The organism is Brachymonas sp. J145 (assembly GCF_036312245.1).
GTDB lineage: Bacteria > Pseudomonadota > Gammaproteobacteria > Burkholderiales > Burkholderiaceae_C > Brachymonas > Brachymonas wangyanguii.
On record NZ_JAZDCI010000001.1, the window covers coordinates 391307 to 415204 of the forward strand.

The following is a 23898-nucleotide window of genomic DNA, read 5'->3' on the forward strand; positions in this document are numbered from 1 at the left end:
CCGGCTGATGACTCAGGCCGACGCCGCGGCAAACTGCCGCCGCAGCTCCCGCTTGAGCAACTTGCCGGCCGTGCTGCGCGGCAGGTCATCGACAAAATGCACCGCCTTGGGCACCTTGAACGGTGCCAGCTTCGTTTTCGCGTAGGCCACCAGCTCCTCCTGCGTCGCGCTGGCGCCCTGCTTCAGGCAGACCACGGCAGTGACCGCCTCGATCCAGCGCTGGTCCGGCAGCGCGATCACCGCCACCTCGGCGACGGCCGGATGGGTGTAAAGCGCCTCTTCGACCTCGCGGCTGGACACCACCACGCCACCGGTGTTGATGATGTCCTTGACGCGATCAACCACGAACAGGAAGCCATCTGCATCGAAATAGCCGATATCTCCCGAATGGAACCAGCCACCTTCGAACACTTCGGCGGTCTGTTCCGGCTTGTCCCAGTAGCCGACCATGACCTGCGGCGAGCGGTGCACGATCTCGCCCATCTCGCCCACCGGCATGTCGTTCATCTCGTCATCGACGACCCGCGTTTCGACGTTCAGCACCGGACGGCCGGCCGAGGCCGGCTGGATCGCATGCTCTTCCGGTGACAGCACGGTCGCCAGCGGCGCAATCTCGCTCTGGCCGTAGCAGTTGAACAGGCGCACGCGCGGCAGGCGCTGGCGCAGCTCTTCCAGCACGGGGACCGGCATGATGGAGGCGCCGTAATAGCCCTTGTGCAGGCTGGACAGGTCGTGCGTTTCCAGCCCGGCATGGCGCAGCAGTGCGATCCACACCGTGGGCGGTGCAAAAAACGAGGTAATGCCTTCCTGCTGGATCGCCTGGAAGCAGGCCTCGGGCAGTGGCGCCGGGATCAGGAAGGTGGTGGCGCCGACCAGCAGGTGCGGCATCAGGAACACATGCATTTGCGCCGAGTGGTACAGCGGCAGCGAGGCCAGCGAACGGTCCGAGGCCTGCAGCTCCAGCGCGGCAATGCAGCTGGCGTACTCGGCCTGCAGCGAGCGATGCGTCATCATCGCGCCCTTGGGCGCCGCCGTGGTGCCTGAGGTGTAGAGAATCTGGCAGACGGCGTTTTCGTCAATCTCGATGTCGGGCGCCTCCACCGGGCCGTTGCCTTGCGCCAGTGCCAGCACATCCAGGCCGCTGCCGCCGTAGAAACTGCCGTGGAATTCACAGGGCAGGCTCTCGCGCACCTGTGCGACCTGCGTCTGCAGGCTGGTGTCCGCGATCAGTGCACGCGCACCGGACTGCACCACGATGTACGTCAGCTCGGATTCGGTCAGGGCAAAATTGACCGGCACATGCACCAGACCGGCGCGGTTGCAGGCCAGCCAGAGCAGCACGTAGGCATCGGAATTCTTGCCATAGGCGGCCACGCGGTCGCCCGGTTGCAGGCCTTGCGCCAGCAGCCCGTGGGCGATGCGGTTGACCGCCTGGTTCAGCGCCTGGTACGTCCAGCGGCGCTCGCCAAATACCAGCGCCTCCTTGGCCGGGAAGCGGCGCACGGCGCGCTGGAGCGCATCGCCCAGGGTGTTGCGAATGGTGCGGCGGATAGTCGGCAGCAGGGTCGATGTCATGTCTTGTCTCCTCGTTATCGTTGTTTGCCAGCCGATCAGGCCGGCAGGCGCTCCACCACCGTGGCAGTGGCCATGCCATGGCCGATGCACATCACCTGCAGGCCGAAGCGGCCATCGACGTGATCGAGCCCGGCCAGCAGCTTGGCCAGCAGGCCGCCGCCGGTACCGCCCAGCGGATGGCCATGCGCAATTGCGCCGCCCCAGGGGTTGAGCTTGTCCATGTCGGCATCGAACTCGCGTGCCCAGGCCAGCGCCACGCTGGCAAACGCCTCGTTGACCTCGATCCAGTCCATGTCGGCCAGTTGCAGGCCGGCTTTTTGCAGAGCGGCATGGGTAGCCGGAATCACACCGGTGAGCTGCAGGATCGGATCGGAGCCGACTACCACGCGGGCGCGGAAACGCGCACGTGGGCGCAAGCCATGCGCCTCGGCGGCGGCACGGCTGCCCAGCAGCACGGCCGATGCGCCATCGGACATCTGGCTGGCATTGGCCGCCGTCACTACGCCCTGCTCCGGGCTGCGGAACACCGGGGCCATGGCCGCCATCTTCTCCGCATCGATCACGGCGCGTACGCCCTCGTCGTATGCCAGCGTGATCGGCTGCCCCTCGGCATCGACGCCAGCCACCGGCACGGCACCACCTGTCAGACCGGCCAACCGCGCGGCATGGGCGCGACGATGGCTCTCACGCGCAAAGTCGTCGCAGTCGGCACGGCTGAGCTGCCACTGTTCGGCAATGCGCTCGGCGCTTTCGACCTGATGCGGAATGGCAAAACGCTGCAGGATGCCCGGGTGCAGATTGTCGAAGCCAGTAAAGGCATGCTGGCCCAGCGTCAGGTCCAGGAACATCGGCACGCGGCTCATGCTTTCCACACCGCAGCCGATGGCAAAGTCCAGGTCGCCGGCGGCAATCGCCTGCGCCGCCGCGTGCACGGCGTACTGGCTGGAGCCGCACATGCGGTTCAGGCTGACACCGGGCACGCTGGCCGGCAAGCCGGCCAGCAGCACCGCCTGGCGTGCGATATTCGCGCCCTGCTCGCCGGCCTGGCTGACGCAGCCGGCAATCACGTCGCCGATCTGGTCTGCCGGCACCTGGGCCTGTTGCAGTGTCTGCTGCAGCATGCCTGCCAGCAGTTCGTCCGGGCGCGTCTCGCGCAGGGCGCCCTTGCGCTTGCCAAACGGCGTGCGCACGGCGCTCAGAATAACGGGATCGTTGGCCATGATCATGTCGGTAATCCTTGTGTTGGCGGTTACTTAGCGGCCCTGCGCCAGATTGCGCTCCATCTCGCGCGCGATGATGCTGCGCTGGATTTCGCTGGTGCCTTCGTAGATTTGCAGCACCTTGGCATCGCGCAGCAGCTTTTCCACCGGGTATTCGGTGCTGTAGCCCATGCCGCCCAGCACCTGGATCGCCTCGCTCGCCGCCCACATGGCAGCATCGGAGGTATAGGCCTTGGCGACCGAGGCCTGCAGCGTGTTGCGCTGGCCCTGGTCGGCCTGCCAGGCCGCCTGGTAGGTCAGCAGGCGCGAGGCCTCGAGCCGGATCTGCATCTCGGCCAGCTTGTGCGCAATCGCCTGGTGGTCGATCAGGCGCTGGCCCATGGACTTGCGCTCGCAGGCATAGGGCAGCGCCTCGTCGATACAGCGCTGCACCAGCCCCAGGCCAAATGCCGCCACCATCGGACGTGACTGGTCAAAGGTGCGCATCGCCAGGGCAAAGCCTTCGCCCTCGGCACCAATGCGCTGCGCCAGCGGCACGCGCACATCGTTGAAGAACACCTCACAGGTCGGCGCGGCGCGCTGGCCGAGCTTGCCAAGCGGCTCGCCCACCGTCAGGCCGGGGCTGTCGCGTTCGACGATAAAGGCGCTGATACCCTTGTGGCCGGCAGCCGGATCGGTCTTGGCGAACACGACAAAAAAGCTCGCCAGCGAGGCATTGGAAATCCACATCTTGCTGCCATTGAGCACATAACTGTCGCCATCACGCACAGCCGTGGTGCGGATGCCGGCGGCATCGGAGCCGGCACCGGGTTCGGTCAGGGCAAAACTGGCAAACTCGCCATCTCGCGTCAGGCGCGGCAGCCACTGCTGCTTCTGCTCCTCGCTGCCACCAAGCAGGATCGGCTCGGCTGCCAGCGCATTCACGCACAGCGTGGTGCCCAGCCCCAGGCAGGCACGGCACAGCTGCTCGGTCACCAGCACCACTTCCAGCGATCCCAGGCCGGCGCCGCCGTAGGCTTCCGGCATGGCGATATTCAGCAGGCCCAGCGCCAGCGCCTGCTGCTGCAGCGGCACATGGAATTGCTGGTCGCGGTCGGCCTGCGCCGCCAGCGGCGCGATTTCCTGGCGGGCAAAATCGGCCGCCAGCTGCTGGATCATGGCTTGTTCTTCGGTGAGCTGGAACTGCATGGGATGGTTCTCAAAGGCTGGATCATGACAAGATCTGCCAGAGCGCATTCCGTTGAGAAATGGCCTGCCACAGACCCAAGGGTTTACACTGATATCGGTTTTTATTCAGGAAACTGATCTGATTCTAGGCAGATGCTACTACTATCGGGTTTGCCGCCTTTGCCTAAAACATGGCATATTCCGCCAATCCGATCATGCAGACGTCTCAGCCCACCATCGCCATCGATCTGGTACGCGCCCTGCTGCAGGGCAGCGGATCAGACACCGCCCAGCAGCTGCGCTGCGTGCAGCAGGCCGGCATCGCCCCGGCGCTGCTGCAACAGGCGGGTGCCCGCGTCACTACTGGCCAGTTCGCCACGCTGTACCGCCTGCTGGCGCAGTTGCATGACGATGAAACCCCGGGCATGTTTGCGCGACCGCTGCGCGGCGGCACGCTCAAGTTCCTCTGCCTGAGCCTGATCGGCTCCCCCAGCCTGCTGACGGCGATGAACCGCTTTTGCCAGTATTTCCGCTTGCAGCTGGACGACCTGCACTTTGCGCTGCGGCCGCACGGCCCACTCGTGCAAATTGCGCTGCAGCCACGCACCGAAGCCGTACAGCAGAACCTGTTTGCGCAAAAGATGATGCTGAAGCTGGTGCACGGCATCGCCTCCTGGCTGGCCGGCCAGAAAATCCCGCTGGCACGGGTCGATTTCAGCCACTCGAGGCCGGAACAAGGCGCCGAATCGGTCTTCCTCTATCCCGGCCCGCAGCGCTTTGGCCAGCCGGAGATGGCGCTCTGGTTTGCCCTGCCGCAGCTGCAGATGCCAGTGCGCCAGAATGCGGCATCGATTCCCGGTTTTCTGGCACGCGCGCCGGGCGACTGGATGTTCGTCTCCTTCGCCGAGCACATCATCAGCCACCGTGTGCGCGAATACCTTCAGCCACGGCTGGAGCAGCCCTGCAGCCTGCCCGAAGTCGCCGCCGCCCTGCATTTTTCCAAGCGCACGCTGGCACGCAAGCTGCAGGCCGAGGGCAGCAGCTTCCAGGGCATCAAGGACGCGCTGCGGCGTGATGTGGCGATCCAGCAGCTGACGCAAGGCCGGCTGCCGGTGGCGGCGATTGGCCAGCTGGTCGGCTTTGGTGATCCGACCAGTTTTCAGCGGGCGTTCCGGGAGTGGACGGGGAGTGCGCCGGGGGCGTATCGGAGGCGGCCGGGGTAACCGGTCAGATCAAGCCTGAACCTCTACCGCTCATGCATCATCACTGGTGTCCGGTTCACCGGCAGCCAACTTTTTCACGATCTTGTCAAAGTCGCTTTCAAACAGGCCATCCTGCACCACCCTGTACTTTTCAAACTCACTTTCTGCATGCATCTGGGCCAGTTTTGCAGATATCTTGCCGCTGTCTTGCAGCACTTCCCGATCATCAAACTCAAGGAAAGCATCCAGACGCCGGGACCAGTCTTCCATGCTCATGGGGATCTTGCGACGGGCGCGCTCCTCTGCCAGCTCCAGATAGGCGTTGACGATACGGCCCAATGACTCCAGCTCGTCCTTGCTCAGGTAGTTCTTGGCCACTGCCACGTCAGTTTTCAGTATCTTGCCGTCAGGGGCACCCGCCCACGATGTCAGCCCCATATGCGGTTTGCTGCTATCAGCCCGCTGCTGGATCAGCTCTGCCGCGGTATGGCCGTGGATGGCGTAATGCAGCTTGTTCTGTACTTTGGCGAAGAATGCCTTGGTCGTCGGTGCATCCTTGTTGTAATCCACACTGGTGGCATAAATGTCGGTGATCTTCTGGTAAAAGCGTCGTTCGCTGAGACGGATTTCACGGATTTCTGCCAGCAATCGCTCAAAGTAATCCTCACCCAGGAAGCTGCCGTTTTCCATGCGCTGGCGATCCAGCACATAGCCCTTGATGGCGAACTCACGCAGGACGCCAGTGGCCCACTGGCGGAACTGCGTTGCGCGTATGGAGTTCACCCGATAGCCGACGGAAATGATGGCATCGAGGTTGTAGAACTGGGTCTGATAATTTTTGCCATCACTGGCAGTTATCCGGAATTTCCGGATAACTGCTTCCGCGGCCAGTTCTTCGCTGGCAAAGATGTTCTTCAGATGTTCGCTGATAGTGCGTACATCCACGCTGAACAACTCGGCCATCAGCTTTTGCGAGAGCCAAATAGTCTGATCTTCGTAACGCGCCTCGATGCTCTGCTCTCCCGCCTGGCCGGTGAAGATCAGAAATTCGGCAGTGCTGTTGCGGATCAATGGCTTGCTACTCATGATGGGCACTCACTTGCCAATACAAAACTTCCCAAAAATCTCCCCCAGCAAGTCATCCGGCGAAAACTCCCCGGTGATCTCGTTAAGCGCGTTCTGCCCCAGTCGCAGCTCCTCGGCCAGGATATCCAGCGCCGGCTGCGGGGTGTTGAGATGCGCATCGGCCAGTTCCACATGCGTGGCCACGCGCTCCAGCGCCTGCACATGGCGCTCGCGGGCGATGAACACGCCTTCGGGCGCGGACTGCCAGCCGACGATCTGCAGCAGGCGCTGGCGCAGCACATCCAGGCCTTCACCCGTCCTGGCCGAGATCGCCAGATGGGTTTCGTCCTGCTGGCCGGCAGCAGCCACCGCATCGGCCTTGTTGGCGATATGCAGCACCGGCACCTGCTCTGGCAGCTGTGTTCGTAGCCGTTCGGCGATCAGCGCATCGGCAGCCGCGTAATCCGGTTCGCCCACCCGCGTCAGGTCATGCAGGAACAGCACCGCATCGGCACGCGTGATCTCGCTCCAGGCGCGTTCGATGCCGATCGCTTCCACCTGGTCCACCTCGGCCAAGGCTGTATCGCGCAGGCCGGCAGTATCAATCACGTGCAGCGGCACGCCTTCGATCTGGATCGTCTGCGTCACCTTGTCACGCGTGGTGCCGGCAATCGGCGTCACGATCGCCAGCTCGGCCCCGGCCAGCGCATTCAGCAGCGAGCTCTTGCCGGCGTTGGGCTGGCCGGCAATCACCACCTGGATGCCCTCGCGCAGCAGTGCGCCCTGTTGCGCCTGGCGCCGGATCGCGTTCAGCTGCTGGCGGATACCGGCGAGCTGGCCGGCGGCATCGGCCTGCTGCAGGAAATCAATCTCTTCTTCGGGAAAATCCAATGTCGCCTCCACCAGCATGCGCAGGTGGATCAGCGCATCACGCAGCGTGTGGATTTCCTGGCTGAAGGCGCCACTGAGCGAACGGCTGGCGCTGCGCGCGGCGGTTTCGGTACTGGCGTCGATCAGGTCGGCCACCGCCTCGGCTTGCGCCAGGTCCAGCTTGCCGTTCAGGAAGGCGCGCTCGGTGAACTCGCCCGGTTGCGCCACGCGCATGCCCAGCGCCTGGCCGGCCTGCAGGCAGTGCGCCAGCAGCATCTGCAGCACCACGCTGCCGCCATGCGCCTGCAGCTCCAGCACGTCCTCGCCGGTATAGCTGTGCGGCGCCGGAAACCACAGCGCCAGGCCATGGTCCAGCGGCTGGCCATCGTCTCCCGGGAACGGCATATAGGTCGCCACGCGTGGTGCCAGCTCGCGCGCCAGCAACTGCTGCACCAGCGGCGCCAGGCCCTTGCCGGACAGGCGCACAATGCCCACGGCACCACGGCCGGGCGCGGTGGCAATGGCGGCAATCGGATCGTTATAGCGGCTCAGCATGGCAGACAGGCACCTGGAAAATCAGACATTCCGGCATTGTACGGAGTGCCCTGCACCCACGGGGAAACGCCGGTAGGCGCTGCAGCCGCCATCGGGCATGATTTCGGTAAACGGTCGTTCTTTTATGGGCGATCCCTGCAACCCTCTTGCCCAGATTCCGCCATGTCCAGTTCTTTCGATTCCCGCCCCTGCCTGTTCATCTCCGGTGCCGCTGTCGGCATCGGCCGCGCCACTGCGCGCCTGTTCGTACAGCAGGGCTGGTTTGTCGGCATTGGCGATATCGATCAGGACGGCATGGCGGCACTGGAGCAGGAGCTGGGCAGCCAGAACTGCCTGTGCTTCCGGCTCGACGTCTCGCGCCCTGAAGACTGGAGCGATGCGCTGGCGCACTTCCACGCCCACACCGGCCGGCTGGATCTGCTGGTGAATAACGCCGGCATCATGCTGTCCGGCCCGTTCGAGCAGACCAGTGTGGCGCAGCACCTGCGCCAGATCGGCATCAATGTGCATGGCGTGCTGCTCGGCTGCCACGCCGCCCACCCCTATCTGCGCGATACCCCCAGTGCTCGCGTGATCAATCTGGCGTCGAGTGCTGCCTTCTACGGCCAGGCAGCACTGGCCAGCTATTCGGCCAGCAAGTTCTTCGTACGCGGCCTGACCGAATCCCTCAACATCGAATGGCAGGCTCAGGATATCCGCGTGATGGACCTGATGCCGCTGTTCGTGCAGACCGGCCTGCTGGATGGCAACCAGCCGCTCAGCCTGCGCCGTCTGGGCGTGCACCTGCAGCCGGAAGATGTGGCGCAAGTGCTCTGGCAGGCGGCGCAATGCCCGCGCTGGAGCCGGGTACATTGGCCGGTTGGCCTGCATGCGCGTATGCTGTATAAGGTGATGGCGTTCACGCCCGATTGGCTGAACCGTTTTATTGCCCGCCAGATAGCGACCTGAGGAGACACGATGCCCACCAGTACCCTGCCCAGCAGCGCCGCCAGCGAGCGCAACAAGGATCCGATCCTGGACGCCCTGCGTCCCCTGTTGCCTGAACAGGGCAAGGCACTGGAAATCGGCAGTGGTACCGGCCAGCATGCCGCCTACTTTGCCGCGGCACTACCCGGCTGGCTGTGGCAACCGAGCGACATGGACAAGGAGCTGTTCGAGGCGATTGCCGCACACGCCCGCCTGCAGGAGGCCGCCAACGTGCAGCCGGCGATCGAACTGGATGTGCGTACCAATCCCTGGCCCTTGCCGGCCAAGGCGCAATTCGACCTGATCTTCAGCGCCAACATGCTGCACATCGCCTCCTGGATCTGCTGTCCCGGCCTGATGCAGGGCGCAGCTCGCCACCTGACAGCGGATGGCCTGCTGGTCACCTATGGCCCCTACCTGGAACAGGATGTGCCCACCGCCCCCAGCAACCTGGCCTTTGATGCCGACCTGCGCCAGCGCAATGCCAGCTGGGGCATCCGTCAGCTCGCCGATGTAGAGAAGGAAGCCGGCCGCGCCGGCCTGCAGCTGCGCCAGCGTATCAGCCTGCCGGCCAACAATCTGCTGCTGGTGTTCAGCCGCTGAACTGATTTTCTCCAGCCCCAAGACAACAAGGGCGCCTGCAAGCAGGCGCCCTTGTCATGTCAGGCCGTGATCGTCGGCAGCGGCATCAGCTGACGCCGAGCTTGCGGTTGATGAACCACTGCTGCGCGATCGACAGGATGTTGTTCGTCAGCCAGTACAGCACCAGGCCGGCCGGGAAGAAGAAGAACATCACGCTGAACAGCAGCGGCATGGCCCACATCATCTTGGCCTGCATCGGGTCCGGCGGCGTCGGGTTCAGCCACACCTGCAGCAGGCTGGAGGCCGTCATCAGGATCGGCAGGATGAAGTACGGGTCCGGCGTGGACAGGTCCTTCACCCACAGGATCCAGGGCGCGCCACGCATCTCGATGCTGGACAGCAGCACCCAGTACAGCGCGATGAACACCGGGATCTGGACCAGGATCGGCAGGCAGCCGCCCAGCGGGTTGACCTTTTCCTCGCGGTAGATGCGCATCATCTCCTGCTGCATCTTCTGCGGCTCGTCCTTGTAGCGCGTGCGCAGTTCCTGCACCTTGGGGTTGATCGCCTTCATCTTGGCCATGCTGGCGTAGGCCTTGTGGTTCAGCCAGAAGAAGGCCGCCTTCAGCAGTACCACCAGTGCCACGATCGCCCAGCCCCAGTTGTGCAGGAAGCCGTACAGGAAAGTCAGCAGCCAGTACAGCGGGCGTGCCAGGATCGTCAGCCAGCCGTAGTCCTTGACCAGGTCAAAGTTGGGCGACAGCGCCTGCATGATCTTTTCTTCCTGCGGGCCCACGTACAGCGTGCTGCCCAGGGTCTTGCTGGTGCCCGGCGCCACTTCGCCGACATTGAACAGCTGGCCGGCCGCATACAGGTTCTCGGCCTTGCGCACGTAGTTCTCGCGCGCCGTGCCTTCCGGCGGCAGCCAGGCGCTGGCAAAGTAGTGCTGCACCATGGCCACGTAACCGTCCGGCGCATGCTTCTGGTAATCGGCCTTGCCCTTGTCGATGGACGAGAAATCGACCTTCTGGAACTTGCCTTCATCGCTGTAGAAGGCCGGACCGGTAAAGGTGGAGTAGAAGAAGTTGCCACCCGGGCCCTTGGAGCCGTCACGTACCAGCTGCTGGTAGAGCTGCGGCGCCACCGGTACGCTACCTGTGTTGATCACCTCGTGCTGCACGTCGATGGCGTAGCTGCCACGCTTGAAGCTGTAGGTCTTGGCCAGCTGCACGCCACCCTGCGGTGCCGATTCGAAGCGCACCACCAGCGTGTCCTGGCCGTCGGCCAGGCTGCGCTCGGGCGTGACCAGCGTCATCGGCGTCACGTGGCTGGGCAGCGTACCGCCGCTCAGGCCGCTTTGCACCATGTACTGGTAGGACTGGTTGTTCTGCAGCAGATGGATCGGCGTGCTGGTCGGATCGTTCGACAGCTCGGGGTACTTCAACAGCTGGGCACCGATCAGGGAACCACCATTGCTGTCAAAGGTCAGCTGGTAGACATCGGTCGTCATGTCGATGCGCTGGCCTGCCACGGCGCCGGCCGGAGCCGCAGCACCTGCTGCACCGGCAACCGCCGTGCCCGCAACAGCGGAGGCGCTGCCGGCAGGTGCCGAAGCGGTAGCCGCCGGCGGCGTGCTGGTCGGGAAGAACGTGGCCTTGCGGCCGTTGTGGATCTGCCACTGGTCCCAGAGCAGGATCAGCGAGAAGGCAAAGATGATCCACAGAATGGAGCGACGGATATCGTTCATCATGGGCGTGAGGGGGTTGAAGTCGGGCTGTCGCCGCGAGTGGGGGAAGGCGCAGTCCCGGCACCCGTGAAACGGGTGAACAGGCGCGGCGGCTGCTCGGGTACCGGATCGCATCCGCCCTGGCACCAGGGCTGGCAGCGCGCCAGGCGCGCCACCATCAGGTAGCTGCCAGCGGCCGCACCATGCCGTTCCAGCGCCTGCATGGCATACGCGGAACAGGTCGGCTCGAACCGGCAGCCATTGCCCAGCCAGGGGCTGAGCAGCAGACGGTAGGCCTTGATGCAGGAGATGAGGATGCGCTTCATGGTGTGCCCTGCATTGTGCCAGATGGATGTTGCAGTGCGTCAGATGGCGCAAGCGGCACGGCAGGCGGCTGCGCTAGCGGCTGCAGGCGTCGCCAGTCGGTACGCGCAAACAGCTGCTGCAGCTCGGCACGCACCGCCTGTTTCAGGGCGTCGGAGCTGGCGCTGATGAACTGGCGCCGGTCAAAGCCGGCGCGCAGGCGCAGTACGATGGCTGTATGCAGGGGCAGCTCAGACGCCAGTTCGGCCGTGATGGCACGCATCTGGCGCTTGATCAGGTTGCGCGTGACGGCGCGCTTGGCCCAGCGCTTGGGTACCAGCACCCCCATAGCGATAGCGCCGTCTGCGAACAGGCGGCGCTGACACGGCTGCGCGCCCTGCGGCGCAGTCCCGGAAGCGGGACGCCACTGCAAGGCGTGCAACACGAAATGGGGCGTGCGATACAGCACAGTTCCCTGCATCACGGCCTGGAACTGGGCCGGTTGGCGCAGGCGCTGCATGCGTGCCGGAGTGCTCATGGCCGCAGGCGGCTAGTGCCGGCCAGCGTCCGTGCAGACTCAGACGGCCAGGCGCTTGCGGCCCTTGGCGCGACGTGCGTTGATCACGGCACGGCCGCCCTTGGTCTTCATGCGAACCAGGAAGCCATGGGTACGGGCGCGGCGGGTCTTGGAAGGCTGGTAAGTGCGTTTCATGGGGAAAATCCTCAGGTCATGTAGTTATTAGCAAGGCCAGACGACACGCGCCCCGGAGCACCAGGACCCGGCCTGCAACCGCCACAATGGCAACTGCCCAGCCTCTGTTCTCCCGTAAAATTTCGGGAAAGCCTGTGATTATCACAAAAAATCCGCATCTGATCAATCACTTATCCCGGTATGGCGGTGCACCGGGGCGAAAAAACCACCCCGGATTGCCTGCCCCGGCCTAAAATGCTGCTTCCGCGGCACAGATCAGGCTCCGCCCTGCCCCCTGTGCGCTGTCAGGCCAGACACAATGGCCCGACGGCAGGCTCGCTCCCGCGCCCTGCCGTATCCAGGCATGATTCCCACAACAAGATTTGCTCATTTGCCATTCCGACATGTCTGCAGAAGCCCTTCCCTCCGCCGGAGAATCCACTGACGCTGCCCTGTGGCACGCCTGCATGGACGTGCTGGCCCAGGAAGTGCCGCCGCAACAGTTCAACACCTGGCTCAAGCCGCTGCTGGCGCGCCCTGACGCCAACGGCAACGGGCTGGTGATCGAGGTCGCCAACCGCTTCAAGCTGGACTGGATCCGCAGCCAGTTCCTGCAGCGCATGGAAGTGGTGCTGGAACAGCTGGCCGACCGCCCGGTGCCGATCGAACTGACGATCGCCGCCCGCGCCCCGCGCCCGGCGGTGGCACGCGCCGCCGTGATCCAGGCCGCACGCCAACAGCAGCAGGGAGCCGCGGGCCATGCCGCCCCGGCACCGGTGCCGGACCTGGCCGTATCGATTCCGGTACTGGCAGCCGACCAGCTACCGGTCAGCCATGCCCCGCAATACGACTCCCGCCTGGATCGTGACCGCACTTTCGACAACCTGGTCGAAGGCAGCGCCAACCGCATGGCGCGCACCGCCGCGCTGCACGTGGCGAGCCAGCCCGGCATCAAGTACAACCCGCTGTTCATCTATGGCGGCGTCGGCTTGGGCAAGACGCACCTGCTGCAGGCAGTAGGCAACCAGCTGCTGCAACAGGATCCACAGGCACGCGTGCTCTACATCCACGCCGAACAGTTCGTGAACGACGTGGTCGCCGCCTCGCGCCGCAACTCCTTCGACGAGTTCAAGTCGCGCTACCACTCGCTCGACCTGCTGTTGATCGACGACGTGCAGTTCTTCGCCGGCAAGGAAAAGACGCAAGAAGAATTCTTCAACGCCTTCGAGGCGCTGCTGTCCAAAAAGAGCCACATCGTGATGACCAGCGACACCTATCCCAAGGGCCTGGCCAACATCACGCAGCGCCTGGTGTCGCGTTTCGATTCCGGCCTGAGCGTGGCGATGGAGCCGCCGGGCCTGGAAATGCGCGTCGCCATCCTGATGAACAAGGCGCAGGCCGAGGGCCAGGAGCTGTCCGAGGACGTCGCCTTCTTCGTCGCCAAGAACGTGCGCGCCAACGTGCGCGAACTCGAAGGCGCGCTGCAGAACATCCTCGCCTACTCGCGTTTCAGCGGCCGCGCCATCGACATCCAGCTGGTGCGCGAAGCGCTGCGCGACCTGCTGTCGATCAAGAACCGCCAGATCAGCGTCGAGAACATCCAGAAGACGGTGGCCGACTTCTACAAGATCAAGATCGCCGACATGCACAGCAAGAAGCGGCCGGCGCATATCGCGCGTCCGCGCCAGATCGCCATGTACCTGGCCAAGGAGTTGACGCAGAAGAGTCTGCCCGAGATTGGCGACATGTTTGGCGGGCGCGACCACACCACCGTGCTGCACGCGGTGCGCAAGATCGCCAAGGAACGCAGCAACGACCAGGACCTGAACCAGCAGCTGCACGTGCTGGAGCAGACCATCAAGGGCTGATTCCCGGCCCTGCCGCAGCCGCCCTCAGTGGCCGCCGATATCGTGCGAGAGCTTGTGGTGGATGCGCCGCGTCAGCCACCAGACCAGCAGCAGCACGAAGGGAATCGACACGCCAGCCACGGTTTCCGGTTGCCAGGGCAGCAGTCCGGCTCCCTTGGCCGCCTTGGCGGCATACAGCACCAGGCTCACCATGTAATACGAGATCGCCGCGATCGACAGGCCTTCCACCGTGGTCTGCAAGCGCGTCTGCAGTTCCTGGCCACGCGTCAGCTTGTGCAGCAGCTGCTGGCTTTGCTGTTCGGCCGAGATATCGATGCGCGTGCGCAGCAGGCCGCTGCTGCGGCTGATGCGTTCGGACAGCATGCTCAGGCGCTCTTCGGACGCGGCCACGGTCGCCATGGCCGGCGAGGTGCGGCGCTGGATGAAATCGCGCATGCTTTGCGTGCCGCGGATCGGCTTTTCGCGCAGTTCATCCATGCGGGCGCGCACCAGCGCAAAGTAGGCGCGGCTGGCCGAATAGCGCCAGGCATGTTCGGCCGTGGCACGTTCCACGCTGGCAGCCAGCGCAATCAGCCGGTCCAGCAGTTCTTCCTCGATCGCCTCGTCCTGCTTCATCTGGCCGGTGATGGTGACCAGCTCCTGCTCGGCCTGGTGCAGAAACGGACCGAGCTGCTTGGCCGTGGGCAGGCCACGCAAGGCCATCAGGCGGTAGGTTTCCAGCTCCAGCAGGCGCAGCGCGATCCGGCCGGCGCGTTCGGCACTGGTGGCCTGCGGCGCCAGTACCAGCATGCGCTCGAACCCATCCGGCCCAATCTGGAAGTCACTCAGGCCCCAGGAATGGCCCTGCCCCAGCTGCGCGCCAAACAGGCGCACTGGCTGCTGCGGGTCGCCATGCATGGCGGCAAACCAGCGGCGTGCGCGCTCCATGCGATCCTCCGTCTGCGCCGGATCCAGCTCGTCGTGCAGCATCCAGAGGTCGATGGCGGCAATCGTCTGGCCCGGAATACCGGCCAGCCAGCGCCGGATTTCCGGATCGATACCTGGCGGCTGCGGATCCAGTCCGGCACAGCAACCGGCCGGCAGCGGCAACAACAGCACATAGCGCGTAAATTCGGTATGGCGCTCCCACTGCAGCACCTGGCTGGCCTGGCCGCTGCTGGCCGCCGACAGGCGCATGCGCGCAAAGCTGCTGGCCAGGTCGGCCTGCGTCAGGCCTGACTGGCCCGGCAGGGTCTGCAAGTGCGCCAGCTCCTGTTCGCGGCTGTTGTCGGCCGCATGCCGCACCGCCACATACAGCACACGGGCTGGCAGCGTGATCAGCGGCATCGGGCGCGCATGCACCTCGTCGTGCACGACACGGCGCAAGGCATCATCGGGGGGCGGGCGCAGCATGTCCATGGCAGGGATCAGGATGGTGGCGAGGGGAAAATCCATTCTAGCGCCTGTTGTCCCGAGGCATCATCCGCACCGGGCCTGTCCGCAAGACCCGCCGGCCACGCACGGAATTGGCCAGCACCGTCGCAGGCACCCCTTTACAATAGCCGCCATGCTCCAAGTCAAACACGATCTGCTCGCCGCACTCGCGGCCGAGCTGGAAAAACTCAGCCCCGGCGCCGGTGCGCGCGCCGCCTTCGAACTGCCCAAGCAGGCTGCCCATGGCGACTGGGCGACCAACGCCGCCATGCAACTGGCCAAGCCGCTCAAGCAGAACCCGCGTGCGCTGGGCGAACAGCTCAAGGCCGCGCTCGAGGCTCAACCGGCCTACCAGCAGTGGGTCGCCGCGATCGAGATTGCCGGCCCCGGCTTCCTCAACATCCGCCTCAAGCCCGAAGCCAAGCAGCAGGTGGTGCGCGAAGTGCTGGCCGCTGGCAGCGCCTTCGGCAGCCAGCCGGCCCGCGCCGACCAGGTGCTGGTCGAATTCGTCAGCGCCAACCCGACCGGCCCGCTGCACGTCGGGCACGGCCGCCAGGCCGCACTCGGCGATGCCATCTGCAACCTGCTCGCCAGCCAGGGCCTGCAGGTCACGCGCGAGTTCTACTACAACGATGCCGGCGTGCAGATCGACACCCTGACCAAGAGCACGCAGCTGCGCGCCAAGGGCTTCAAGCCAGGCGACGACTGCTGGCCGACCGATGCCGACAACCCGCTGGCGAAAAACTTCTACAACGGCGACTACATCCACGATATCGCCCAGGCCTTCCTGAACCGCGAGACGGTCAAGGCCGATGACCGCGAGTTCACCGCCAACGGCGATGTCGAGGACTACGACAACATCCGCCAGTTTGCCGTTGCCTACCTGCGCAACGAGCAGGACAAGGACCTGCAGGCCTTCCGCCTGCGCTTTGACAACTACTACCTGGAAAGCAGCCTGTATAGCAGCGGCCGCGTGGCCGATGCGGTGCAGAAACTGATCGACAACGGCCATACCTACGAGCAGGATGGCGCACTGTGGCTGCGCAGCACCGACTTTGGCGACGACAAGGACCGCGTCATGCGCAAGAGTGATGGCGGCTACACCTATTTCGTGCCGGACGTTGCCTACCACATCGCCAAGTACCAGCGTGGCTTCCACCAGGCGATCAACATCCAGGGCACCGACCACCACGGCACCATCGCGCGCGTGCGCGCCGGCCTGCAGGCCGCCAACGTCGGCATTCCCCAGGGCTTCCCCGATTACGTGCTGCACACCATGGTGCGCGTGGTGCGTGGCGGCGAAGAGGTCAAGATCAGCAAGCGCGCCGGCAGCTATGTCACGCTGCGCGACCTGATCGAATGGACCAGTGCCGATGCCGTGCGCTTCTTCCTGCTGTCGCGCAAGCCGGATACCGAGTACACCTTCGACATTGACCTGGCGCTGAGCAAGAACAACGAAAACCCGGTCTACTACGTGCAATACGCACACGCCCGCATCAGCTCGGTGCTGGCGCAATGGGGCGGCGATGTCGCCACGCTGGCCCAGGCCAACCTGGCCGCGCTGGATACACCGGCGGCACAGGCGCTGCTGGTCAAGCTGTCCCAGTATCCCGACATGCTGCGTGCGGCCGCGACCGATTTTGCCCCGCATGACGTGACTTTCTACCTGCGCGAACTGGCCTCCAGCTACCATAGCTACTATGATGCCGAACGCATCCTGGTAGATGACGAAGCCACCCGCACGGCGCGACTTGCGCTGGTTGCCGCCACGCGTCAGGTGCTGGCCAACGGACTGGCAATGCTGGGCGTGAGCGCCCCTGAAAAAATGTGAGCCCCAACGCATGACCAAGGCAGTACAACACCGCATCCCCTCCCGCCCCCTGCGCCGCGCCCAGCGTGGCATCGGCCTGGTCGGCTTTATCGTCGGCCTGGTGGTCGGCCTGGCCGTCGCCCTGGGTGTCGCCGTCTATGTCACCAAGGTGCCCTCGCCCTTCAGCGACAAGAGCTCGGTGCGCACCACTGAACAACAGGCCGCCGAAGAAGAGGCGCTGAAAAAGTGGGACCCGAACGCCGGCCTGCAGCCGGGCAAGACCAAGCCGGCACCGGCTGAAGAGCCTGCCACCACGCAGGAAGAACCTGACACGGCAGCGCCGCAGGATGAGCCCGCCACCCCCGACGAACCGCCGGCAGCCGAACCCGAGCCGCGTAGCGAGCTGAAGCCCGACAGCAGCACCCCGCCGGCCGTGCTGGGTGATCGCGACCAGGAACTGGAGCAGGCACGCAAGGAAGCCGAAGCCAAGCTGGCCGCCGACAAGGCACGCGAGCAGGCCCGCGCCAAGGCGCGTGCCGAAGCAGAGGCGAAAGCCAAGGCTGACGCGGAAGCCAAGGCCAAGACCGATGCCAAGGCAAAAGCAGACGCCGCTGCCAAGGCCAAGGCTGACGCAGCCGCCAAAGCCAAGGCCGATGCTGCGGCCAAGGCCAACCAGTCCAACGATCCGATCGGTGCCCTGGTGGAATCCCGCACCAAGCCGGCAGCCACTCCGGCTCCGGCTCCGGCCCCCAAGCCGGCCCCGGCTCCGACCGCCAGCAACGAGCCTTTCGTCTATTTCGTGCAGGCCGGCGCCTTCCGCAATGCCTCCGAAGCCGATGCCCAGAAGGCACGCCTGTCGCTGCTGGGCATGAACCCGCGCGTCACCGAGCGTGATCAGGCTGGCCGTCCGATCTACCGCGTCCGCCTTGGCCCCTACAACAGCAAGGCCGATGCCGACAGCGCGCGCAACCGCCTGGAGAACGCCGGCGTGACCGCCGCCCTGGTGCGCGTGCAACGCTGATCCGCCCAGGCTGTTACACCCCCATACACCGGCAGCGGCACTTTCCGGACGGGAACCGATCAGAATCCAGGTTCCCGCCCGACCGCTTCCGGGCAAGACCCACTGGAGACCACCTCATGCAACGTCGCGAATTCACGCTTGCCGGCATCGCCGGTGCCACTGCCGCCGCTACCGGCCTGGCCACCCTGTCGCTGCCGGCGCAAGCCCAATCGGCCAGCGATTACACCGCTGGCAAGGACTACATGGTGCTGCGCAAACCGGCAGCCACCAGTGCCCCGGCCGGCAAGGTCGAGGTGATCGAGTTCTTCGGCTACTGGTGCCCGCACTGCAACAGCTTTGATCCCGAATTCAACGCCTGGATGAAGTCGGCCCCCTCCTTCATCCACTTCCGCCGCGTACCGGTCGCCTTCCGCCCGGAAATGGCACCGATGCAGCGCCTGTTCTATGCGCTGGAAGCCGTCGGCATGGTCGGCCGCATGCACGGCAAGGTGTTTGAGGCCTATCACAAGCAGCGCATCAACCTGACTACCGATGCCGCCATCCTGCAATGGGCCGCGCAGCAGCCCGAACTGAAGGACGGCCGCTTTGCCCAGGCCTACCAGTCCTTCGGCATGTCGGCCAAGCTGAACCAGGCCAACCAGCTGGTCGAGGCCTATGCCATCGACGGCGTGCCTTCGCTGGGCGTGGCCGGCAAGTACTACCTGGACGGCCAGACCGCCAAGGGCCTGACGCGCGGCATCCAGATCGCCACCGCCCTGGCGACGCAGGAACGCCGCTGATTGCCTTCCACAGCCGGGCTTGCCCGGCCCGGTCCGCACCAGATTACAATCGGTGCAGACTTTCTGCCCGATGCCCATGACACTCCTCACCAGTTCCCGGCTTCTTTCCCTGGCTGCAGCCTGCCTGCTGGCCGCGCCCGTGCTGGTGCAGGCCGAAACCGCCGACCGCTACAAGCCGCTGAACGTGGAAGCGGACGCCATGCAGTACAACGATGCCAGCAAGACCACCACCTTCACCGGTCGCGTGGTGGCCACCAAGGGCACCATCGTGCTGCGTGCCGGTACCGTGCGCGTGCAGCAGGATGCCCAGGGCAACCAGACCGTCACCCTGCTGGCCGGTCCGGGCGAACAGGCCCTGCTGCGCCAGAAGCGCGATGGCCTGAACGAGTACATCGAAGCGCAGGCCAACGAGATGGTGCGCAATGACCGCACGCTGCAGACGCAGCTGATCGGCAATGCCCGCATCCGCCGCCTGGTCGGCTCCACCGTGGCCGACGAGGTCGTTGGCCACCGCATCACCTACAACGAGCTGAACGAGACCTATAGCGTGACTGGCGGCGCCTCCACGGCTACCGGTGCCGCCAATGCCGTTCCGGCAGGCCGCGTGCGTGCCACGATCGTGCCGCTGAACCAGTCCGGGAGCCGTCGATGAGCCAGGCTGCGGCAAGTGCCGAGACCAGCAAGTTGCAGGTACGCCAGCTGCAGAAGACCTATGGCAGGCGCAAGGTCGTGACCGATGTCTCGCTGGACGTGAGCACCGGTGAAGTGGTCGGCCTGCTCGGCCCCAATGGTGCCGGCAAGACCACCTCCTTCTACATGATCGTCGGCCTGATCCGTGCCGACGGCGGCCGCATCGCGATTGGCAACAAGCAGGTCGAGAACCTGCCGATCCACGAGCGCTCGCGCATGGGCCTGAGCTACCTGCCGCAGGAAGCCTCGATCTTCCGCAAGCTCAACGTCGAGGACAATATCCGCGCCGTGCTGCAGCTGCAGGAAGACGAGCGCGGCAAGCCGCTGGACCGCAACGAGGTCGAGCAGCGCCTCAACGCACTGCTGGCCGACCTGAACATCGAGCGCCTGCGCAAGTCGCCGGCACTGGCGCTGTCCGGTGGCGAACGCCGCCGCGTCGAGATTGCGCGCGCCCTGGCCACGCAGCCGCGCTTCATCCTGCTCGATGAGCCCTTTGCCGGCATCGACCCGATTGCCGTGCTCGACATCCAGCGCATCATCCGCTTCCTCAAGCAGCGCGGTCTGGGGGTGCTGATCACCGACCACAACGTGCGCGAAACGCTGGGTATCTGCGACCACGCCTACATCATCAGCGAAGGCCGCGTGTTGGCCTCTGGCACGCCCAGCGATATCGTCGCCGATCCCGATGTGCGCCGCGTCTATCTGGGCGAGAACTTCAGCATGTGATGCGCATTTGCTGACAACTGCCTTTATCTGCATGCTATCTGTCCTGTTATCCGTCACCTGCCTCGCGTCAGGTGACATCGCAGGCAGCCACCCGGAAGCCGGCTGATGAAAGCCGGTCTGCAACTCCGTATCAGCCAGAACCTGGCGCTGACGCCACAGCTGCAGCACGCGATCCGCTTGCTGCAGGCTTCGACCCAGGAGCTGCAGCAAGAGCTGGAGCAGATGCTGGCCGAGAATCCGTTTCTGGAGCAGGCCGAGGAGGATACCGGTACGGACGACCAAGCCGATCCGCCAGCAGCAGCCACCAGTCATGCGGAAGACGCAGCCGAACGCCTTGACCGCGACGAGGACTGGTCTGGGCGCGATGCCTGGGACGACTGGTCTTCAGGCGCCAACGAACGCGATAGCGCAGACAGCCACGCATCCAGCCAGGCCAGCGAAGAGCAGCTCCATACCCGCTGGGCCAGCCACCAGCCTGATGATGACGAGTCGCCCTGGTCCGGCAAGCCGCAGCCCGACAAGCTGAGCACCCACTTGCACCAGCAGGCGCTGGCCTTGCGGCTGGATGCCCTGGACCGCGCTGCCCTGTATGCGCTGGTCGAATCCTTGAATGAAGACGGCTATCTGGAAGACAGCCTGGACGAGCTGGCGCTCGCGCTGCAGCAGCAGATTCCGGACAGCCTGCTGGATAGCGACCAGGAAACCCTGCACGACCACTTGCGCATCGCACTGGGTCTGCTGCAGTCGATGGAACCGCCTGGCGTTGGCGCGCGCGACCTGGCCGAATGCCTGCGACTGCAGCTGCTGGCGCTACCCGCCAGCCAGACCGATGCCGCCACGCGCCAGATTGCACTGGACCTGTGCGCGCAACCGCTGGAACTGCTGGCGCGACGCGACCTGCGCACGCTGGCACGCCTGACCGGCCATGGCCAGCCTGCGCTGCGCCAGGCACTGCAGCTGATTGCCCGCCTCGAGCCCAAGCCAGGCCGCCGCTTTGCCACTGCCGAGCAACAAGTGGTGATTCCCGATGTTCTGGTGCTGCGCGCTCCGGCAGGCCAGCAGTCTCCCTGGCTGGTGCGGCTCAATCCAGCGGTGCTGCCGCGCGTGCAGGTACAGGACAGGTATGCGGGCGTGCTGCGCCAGTACCAGGGCGAAGCGGTGCAGGCACTGCAACAGCAGCTGCAGGAGGCGCGCTGGATGGTCAAGAGCATCCAGCAGCGCTTTGACACCATCCTGCGCGTCAGCCAGGCGATCGTGGAGCGCCAGCAACGCTTTTTCGAGCAAGGTGTGCTGGCCATGGAGCCGCTGGTGCTGCGCGAGATTGCCGAGGCGCTGGCGCTACACGAATCCACTGTCAGCCGCGCCACCAGCGCCAAGTACATGCAGACACCCTGGGGCACTTTCGAACTCAAGTATTTCTTTGGTTCCGGCATCGGCACCGATGACGGTCAGGCCACCAGCAGCACCGCCGTGCGCGCCCTGATCGGCCAGCTGATTGCCGATGAAGAGGTACGCAAGCCGCTCAGTGACCAGCGCCTGGTCGACCTGCTGGCGGAGCGCGGCATCCAGTGTGCCCGCCGCACCGTGGCCAAGTACCGTGAACAGCTCAAGCTGCCGCCGGCACATTTGCGCAAGTCGCTGGACTGAGCGCCAGAAACAGGCATGCCCGCACAAGGCGGGCATGATCCGATGGCCGTGCTGCCCCTGACAGGGCAGACAGGTGTTTCTTAGAACGGAATATCGTCGTCCATGTCACCAAAGCCACCGGCGTCGCTCATCGGCTGCGCGGCCGCGGGGGCAGCCGCCGCCGGTGCGGCTGCCGGAGCCGCCGGGCGTGCAGCCATCGGAGCCTGCTGACGCGGTGCCGCGGCACGACCACCGCCGTAACCGCCACCGTAGCCGCCCTCATCGTCACCATAGCCGCCGCCCTGGCCGCCCATGCCTTCACGCTTGCCCAGCATCTGCATCTGGTCTACGCGGATTTCAGTAGCGTAGCGATCCTGACCGGTGGCCTGGTCCTGCCACTTGCGCGTGCGGATGCTGCCTTCGACATAGATCTGGCTGCCCTTGCGCAGGTACTGGCCGACGATTTCGGCCAGACGGCCGTTGAACACCAGGCGGTGCCATTCGGTGTGCTCGCGCATTTCACCGGATTGCTTGTCCTTCCAGCGGTCGGAAGTGGCCAGCGTGACGTTGGCGACCTGGTCACCACTGGGGAAGGTACGGATTTCGGGGTCGCGGCCGAGGTTGCCGACGAGAATGACTTTGTTGACAGATGCCATGACGATGTCCTGGAGGCTTGGCCCTTGCCGGTGTAGCGAATGGTGACCAAGGGAGTTGGAGATAACCGGCGATGCCCCATGCCGGGACACGCCGGAGTGCATGATACCCCGGAGCCATGCTACAGGATAGTGGCACTATTATATAAGAAGAAAATACTATTTTCTACTGTTTTTTGCGTGTGCGCGTGCCGGCACCGGCATGTTCCAGGCGATCATCAGCCACAGCAGCATCAGGGCGATGCAAGCCAGCGTCACCGCTACCGGGCCGTCCTGCTTGAGCAGGAAACCACCCACCGCACCGCCGACAAACAGGCCGAGTGACTGCACCGTGTTGTACACGCCTAGCGCCATGCCGCGCAACTGCTCCGGTGCCTGGCGCGACACCAGGCTGGGCTGCGAGGCTTCGAGGATGTTGAAGCCGGTAAAGAACACCAGCAGCAGCACCGCCAGATGCCACAGTGCCGGCAGCTGCTCGCCTTGCAGCTGGTCATTGATCCACCACAGCGCCAGCTGCACCAGCAGGATCAGCACCATGGACAGCTGCAGCATCAGGCGCAGCTTGCCGGCACGCTCCATGCGGAACAGCAGCGCGCCCATCAGCACAAACGAGCCGAGTACCGCCGGCAGGTAGACCTGCCAGTGCTGCGGCTGCTCCAATCCGGCCTGTACCAGCAGCGCCGGTACCACCATCCACATCGCCAGCTGCACCGCATGCAGCACGAACACGCCGGCATTCAGGCGCAGCAGCGCCGGATGCTGCAGCGTCTGCCACAGGCTGCCGCGCGAGGGAGCTGCGCCCAGGCGCACCGGCTCGTCGGGCACCAGCAGATACAGGCCGGCAATGCCGAGCAGCGCCAGCACCGCCACCAGCCAGAACATGCCGGACAGGCCGATCCAGCCCGCCAGCAGCGGCGAAATCACCAGCGCCAGCGAAAACACCAGGCCAATGCTGCCGCCGATGATGGCCATCGCCTTGGTACGCACCTCGTCACGCGTGAGATCGGCCAGCAAGGCCGTGACCGCAGCCGATACCGCACCGGCGCCCTGCAGCGCCCGGCCGATCAGCAGGCCGTCAATGCTGGTGGCCAGCGCGGCCACCACGCAGCCCGCGGCAAACACCAGCATGCCCAGCGTGATCAGGCGCTTGCGGCCAAAGCGGTCGCTCGCCATGCCCAGCGGCAGGTGCAGCAATGCCTGCGTCAGGCCGTAGATACCCATGGCCAGGCCGATATTGGCTGCCGTGGCACCCTCGTAGCTGGCGGCCGCCAGCGGAAACACCGGCACCACCAAGAACAGGCCCAGCATGCGCAGGGCGAAGATCAGCGCCAGACCGAGGCTGGAGCGCCGCTCGCTGGCCGTCATCCGGCTGCTTTCTGCAACCGGGATG

22 protein-coding genes are annotated in these 23898 nt (G+C 65.1%); 10 read left to right on the forward strand and 12 right to left on the reverse strand.

The annotated features are described in order from the left end of the window. Nucleotides 1-12: 12 nt before the first annotated feature. From V1261_RS01855 to V1261_RS01865, 3 genes are read right to left on the reverse strand one after another with little or no spacing between them, the layout of a single operon-like run. Complete coding sequence (locus V1261_RS01855) at nt 13-1575, reverse strand: acyl-CoA synthetase (RefSeq protein WP_329769719.1); 1563 nt, start codon at nt 1573-1575, stop codon at nt 13-15. A 35-nt stretch (nt 1576-1610) separates the two neighbouring features. After that, nucleotides 1611-2795, reverse strand: a complete 1185-nt coding sequence (locus V1261_RS01860; RefSeq protein WP_329769720.1) for a thiolase family protein — start codon at nt 2793-2795, stop codon at nt 1611-1613. Between the two features lie 33 nt (nt 2796-2828). Then, nucleotides 2829-3983, reverse strand: a complete 1155-nt coding sequence (locus tag V1261_RS01865) for an acyl-CoA dehydrogenase family protein (RefSeq protein WP_329769721.1) — start codon at nt 3981-3983, stop codon at nt 2829-2831. A gap of 170 nt (nt 3984-4153) precedes the next feature. Between V1261_RS01865 and V1261_RS01870 the strand changes: the two genes are divergently transcribed. Then, the gene (locus V1261_RS01870; RefSeq protein ID WP_329769722.1) at nt 4154-5185 is read left to right on the forward strand and encodes an AraC family transcriptional regulator; all 1032 of its coding nucleotides are present in this window, start codon (nt 4154-4156) and stop codon (nt 5183-5185) included. Between the two features lie 30 nt (nt 5186-5215). Here the strand turns inward: V1261_RS01870 and V1261_RS01875 are convergent, their stop codons facing one another. Together V1261_RS01875 and mnmE are read right to left on the reverse strand one after the other, a co-directional pair. Next, nucleotides 5216-6250 (reverse strand): virulence RhuM family protein, encoded by a 1035-nt coding sequence (locus V1261_RS01875; protein ID WP_329769723.1) that lies wholly within the window; start codon nt 6248-6250, stop codon nt 5216-5218. 9 nt (nt 6251-6259) lie between these two features. After that, nucleotides 6260-7654, reverse strand: a complete 1395-nt coding sequence (mnmE, locus tag V1261_RS01880) for a tRNA uridine-5-carboxymethylaminomethyl(34) synthesis GTPase MnmE (protein ID WP_329769724.1) — start codon at nt 7652-7654, stop codon at nt 6260-6262. 162 nt (nt 7655-7816) lie between these two features. Between mnmE and V1261_RS01885 the strand changes: the two genes are divergently transcribed. Beyond that, nucleotides 7817-8602: an SDR family oxidoreductase gene (locus V1261_RS01885; RefSeq protein WP_329769725.1), complete on the forward strand. Its 786-nt coding sequence runs from the start codon at nt 7817-7819 to the stop codon at nt 8600-8602. A 9-nt stretch (nt 8603-8611) separates the two neighbouring features. Then, nucleotides 8612-9223, forward strand: a complete 612-nt coding sequence (locus V1261_RS01890; RefSeq protein WP_329769726.1) for a DUF938 domain-containing protein — start codon at nt 8612-8614, stop codon at nt 9221-9223. Nucleotides 9224-9308: 85 nt separating this feature from the next. Here V1261_RS01890 and yidC read toward each other — a convergent pair whose 3' ends face one another. From yidC to rpmH, 4 genes are read right to left on the reverse strand one after another with little or no spacing between them, the layout of a single operon-like run. Further along, nucleotides 9309-10949, reverse strand: a complete 1641-nt coding sequence (gene yidC / locus V1261_RS01895; RefSeq protein ID WP_329769822.1) for a membrane protein insertase YidC — start codon at nt 10947-10949, stop codon at nt 9309-9311. Next, complete coding sequence (yidD, locus tag V1261_RS01900; RefSeq protein WP_329769727.1) at nt 10949-11254, reverse strand: membrane protein insertion efficiency factor YidD; 306 nt, start codon at nt 11252-11254, stop codon at nt 10949-10951. The genes yidC and yidD overlap by 1 nt, the downstream gene beginning before the upstream one ends. Beyond that, nucleotides 11251-11751 (reverse strand): ribonuclease P protein component, encoded by a 501-nt coding sequence (gene rnpA / locus V1261_RS01905; protein ID WP_405198072.1) that lies wholly within the window; start codon nt 11749-11751, stop codon nt 11251-11253. Before rnpA ends, yidD begins: the two co-directional genes overlap by 4 nt. A gap of 57 nt (nt 11752-11808) precedes the next feature. After that, entirely contained in the window at nt 11809-11943 is a 135-nt protein-coding gene (rpmH, locus tag V1261_RS01910; protein ID WP_012207856.1) for a 50S ribosomal protein L34, read from the reverse strand. A 383-nt stretch (nt 11944-12326) separates the two neighbouring features. Here rpmH and dnaA point away from each other — a divergent pair, with 383 nt between their 5' ends. After that, nucleotides 12327-13790, forward strand: a complete 1464-nt coding sequence (gene dnaA / locus V1261_RS01915) for a chromosomal replication initiator protein DnaA (protein WP_329769729.1) — start codon at nt 12327-12329, stop codon at nt 13788-13790. Between the two features lie 24 nt (nt 13791-13814). On the opposite strand, the gene V1261_RS01920 is transcribed toward dnaA, so the two are convergent. Further along, on the reverse strand, nt 13815-15224 hold the full coding sequence (locus V1261_RS01920; protein WP_329769730.1) for a DUF3422 family protein: 1410 nt from the start codon (nt 15222-15224) through the stop codon (nt 13815-13817). Nucleotides 15225-15336: 112 nt separating this feature from the next. On the opposite strand from V1261_RS01920, the gene argS reads away from it, so the two are divergent. The 6 genes from argS to rpoN all read left to right on the forward strand — a co-directional run bounded on the left by argS (nt 15337) and on the right by rpoN (nt 21876). Next, entirely contained in the window at nt 15337-17034 is a 1698-nt protein-coding gene (argS, locus tag V1261_RS01925) for an arginine--tRNA ligase (RefSeq protein WP_329769731.1), read from the forward strand. 10 nt (nt 17035-17044) lie between these two features. Next, entirely contained in the window at nt 17045-18034 is a 990-nt protein-coding gene (locus V1261_RS01930; RefSeq protein ID WP_329769732.1) for an SPOR domain-containing protein, read from the forward strand. Nucleotides 18035-18150: 116 nt separating this feature from the next. Next, the gene (locus V1261_RS01935; protein WP_329769733.1) at nt 18151-18813 is read left to right on the forward strand and encodes a thiol:disulfide interchange protein DsbA/DsbL; all 663 of its coding nucleotides are present in this window, start codon (nt 18151-18153) and stop codon (nt 18811-18813) included. Between the two features lie 76 nt (nt 18814-18889). Beyond that, entirely contained in the window at nt 18890-19465 is a 576-nt protein-coding gene (gene lptA / locus V1261_RS01940; RefSeq protein WP_329769734.1) for a lipopolysaccharide transport periplasmic protein LptA, read from the forward strand. After that, nucleotides 19462-20229 (forward strand): LPS export ABC transporter ATP-binding protein, encoded by a 768-nt coding sequence (lptB, locus tag V1261_RS01945; protein ID WP_329769735.1) that lies wholly within the window; start codon nt 19462-19464, stop codon nt 20227-20229. The genes lptA and lptB overlap by 4 nt, the downstream gene beginning before the upstream one ends. Before the next feature lie 105 nt (nt 20230-20334). Beyond that, nucleotides 20335-21876 (forward strand): RNA polymerase factor sigma-54, encoded by a 1542-nt coding sequence (rpoN, locus tag V1261_RS01950; protein WP_329769736.1) that lies wholly within the window; start codon nt 20335-20337, stop codon nt 21874-21876. Between the two features lie 80 nt (nt 21877-21956). Here the strand turns inward: rpoN and ssb are convergent, their stop codons facing one another. After that, entirely contained in the window at nt 21957-22511 is a 555-nt protein-coding gene (ssb, locus tag V1261_RS01955; protein WP_329769737.1) for a single-stranded DNA-binding protein, read from the reverse strand. Nucleotides 22512-22667: 156 nt separating this feature from the next. After that, a complete protein-coding gene (locus tag V1261_RS01960; RefSeq protein ID WP_329769823.1) occupies nt 22668-23873 on the reverse strand; it encodes an MFS transporter in 1206 nt (401 codons plus the stop codon). Nucleotides 23874-23898 lie beyond the last annotated feature (25 nt).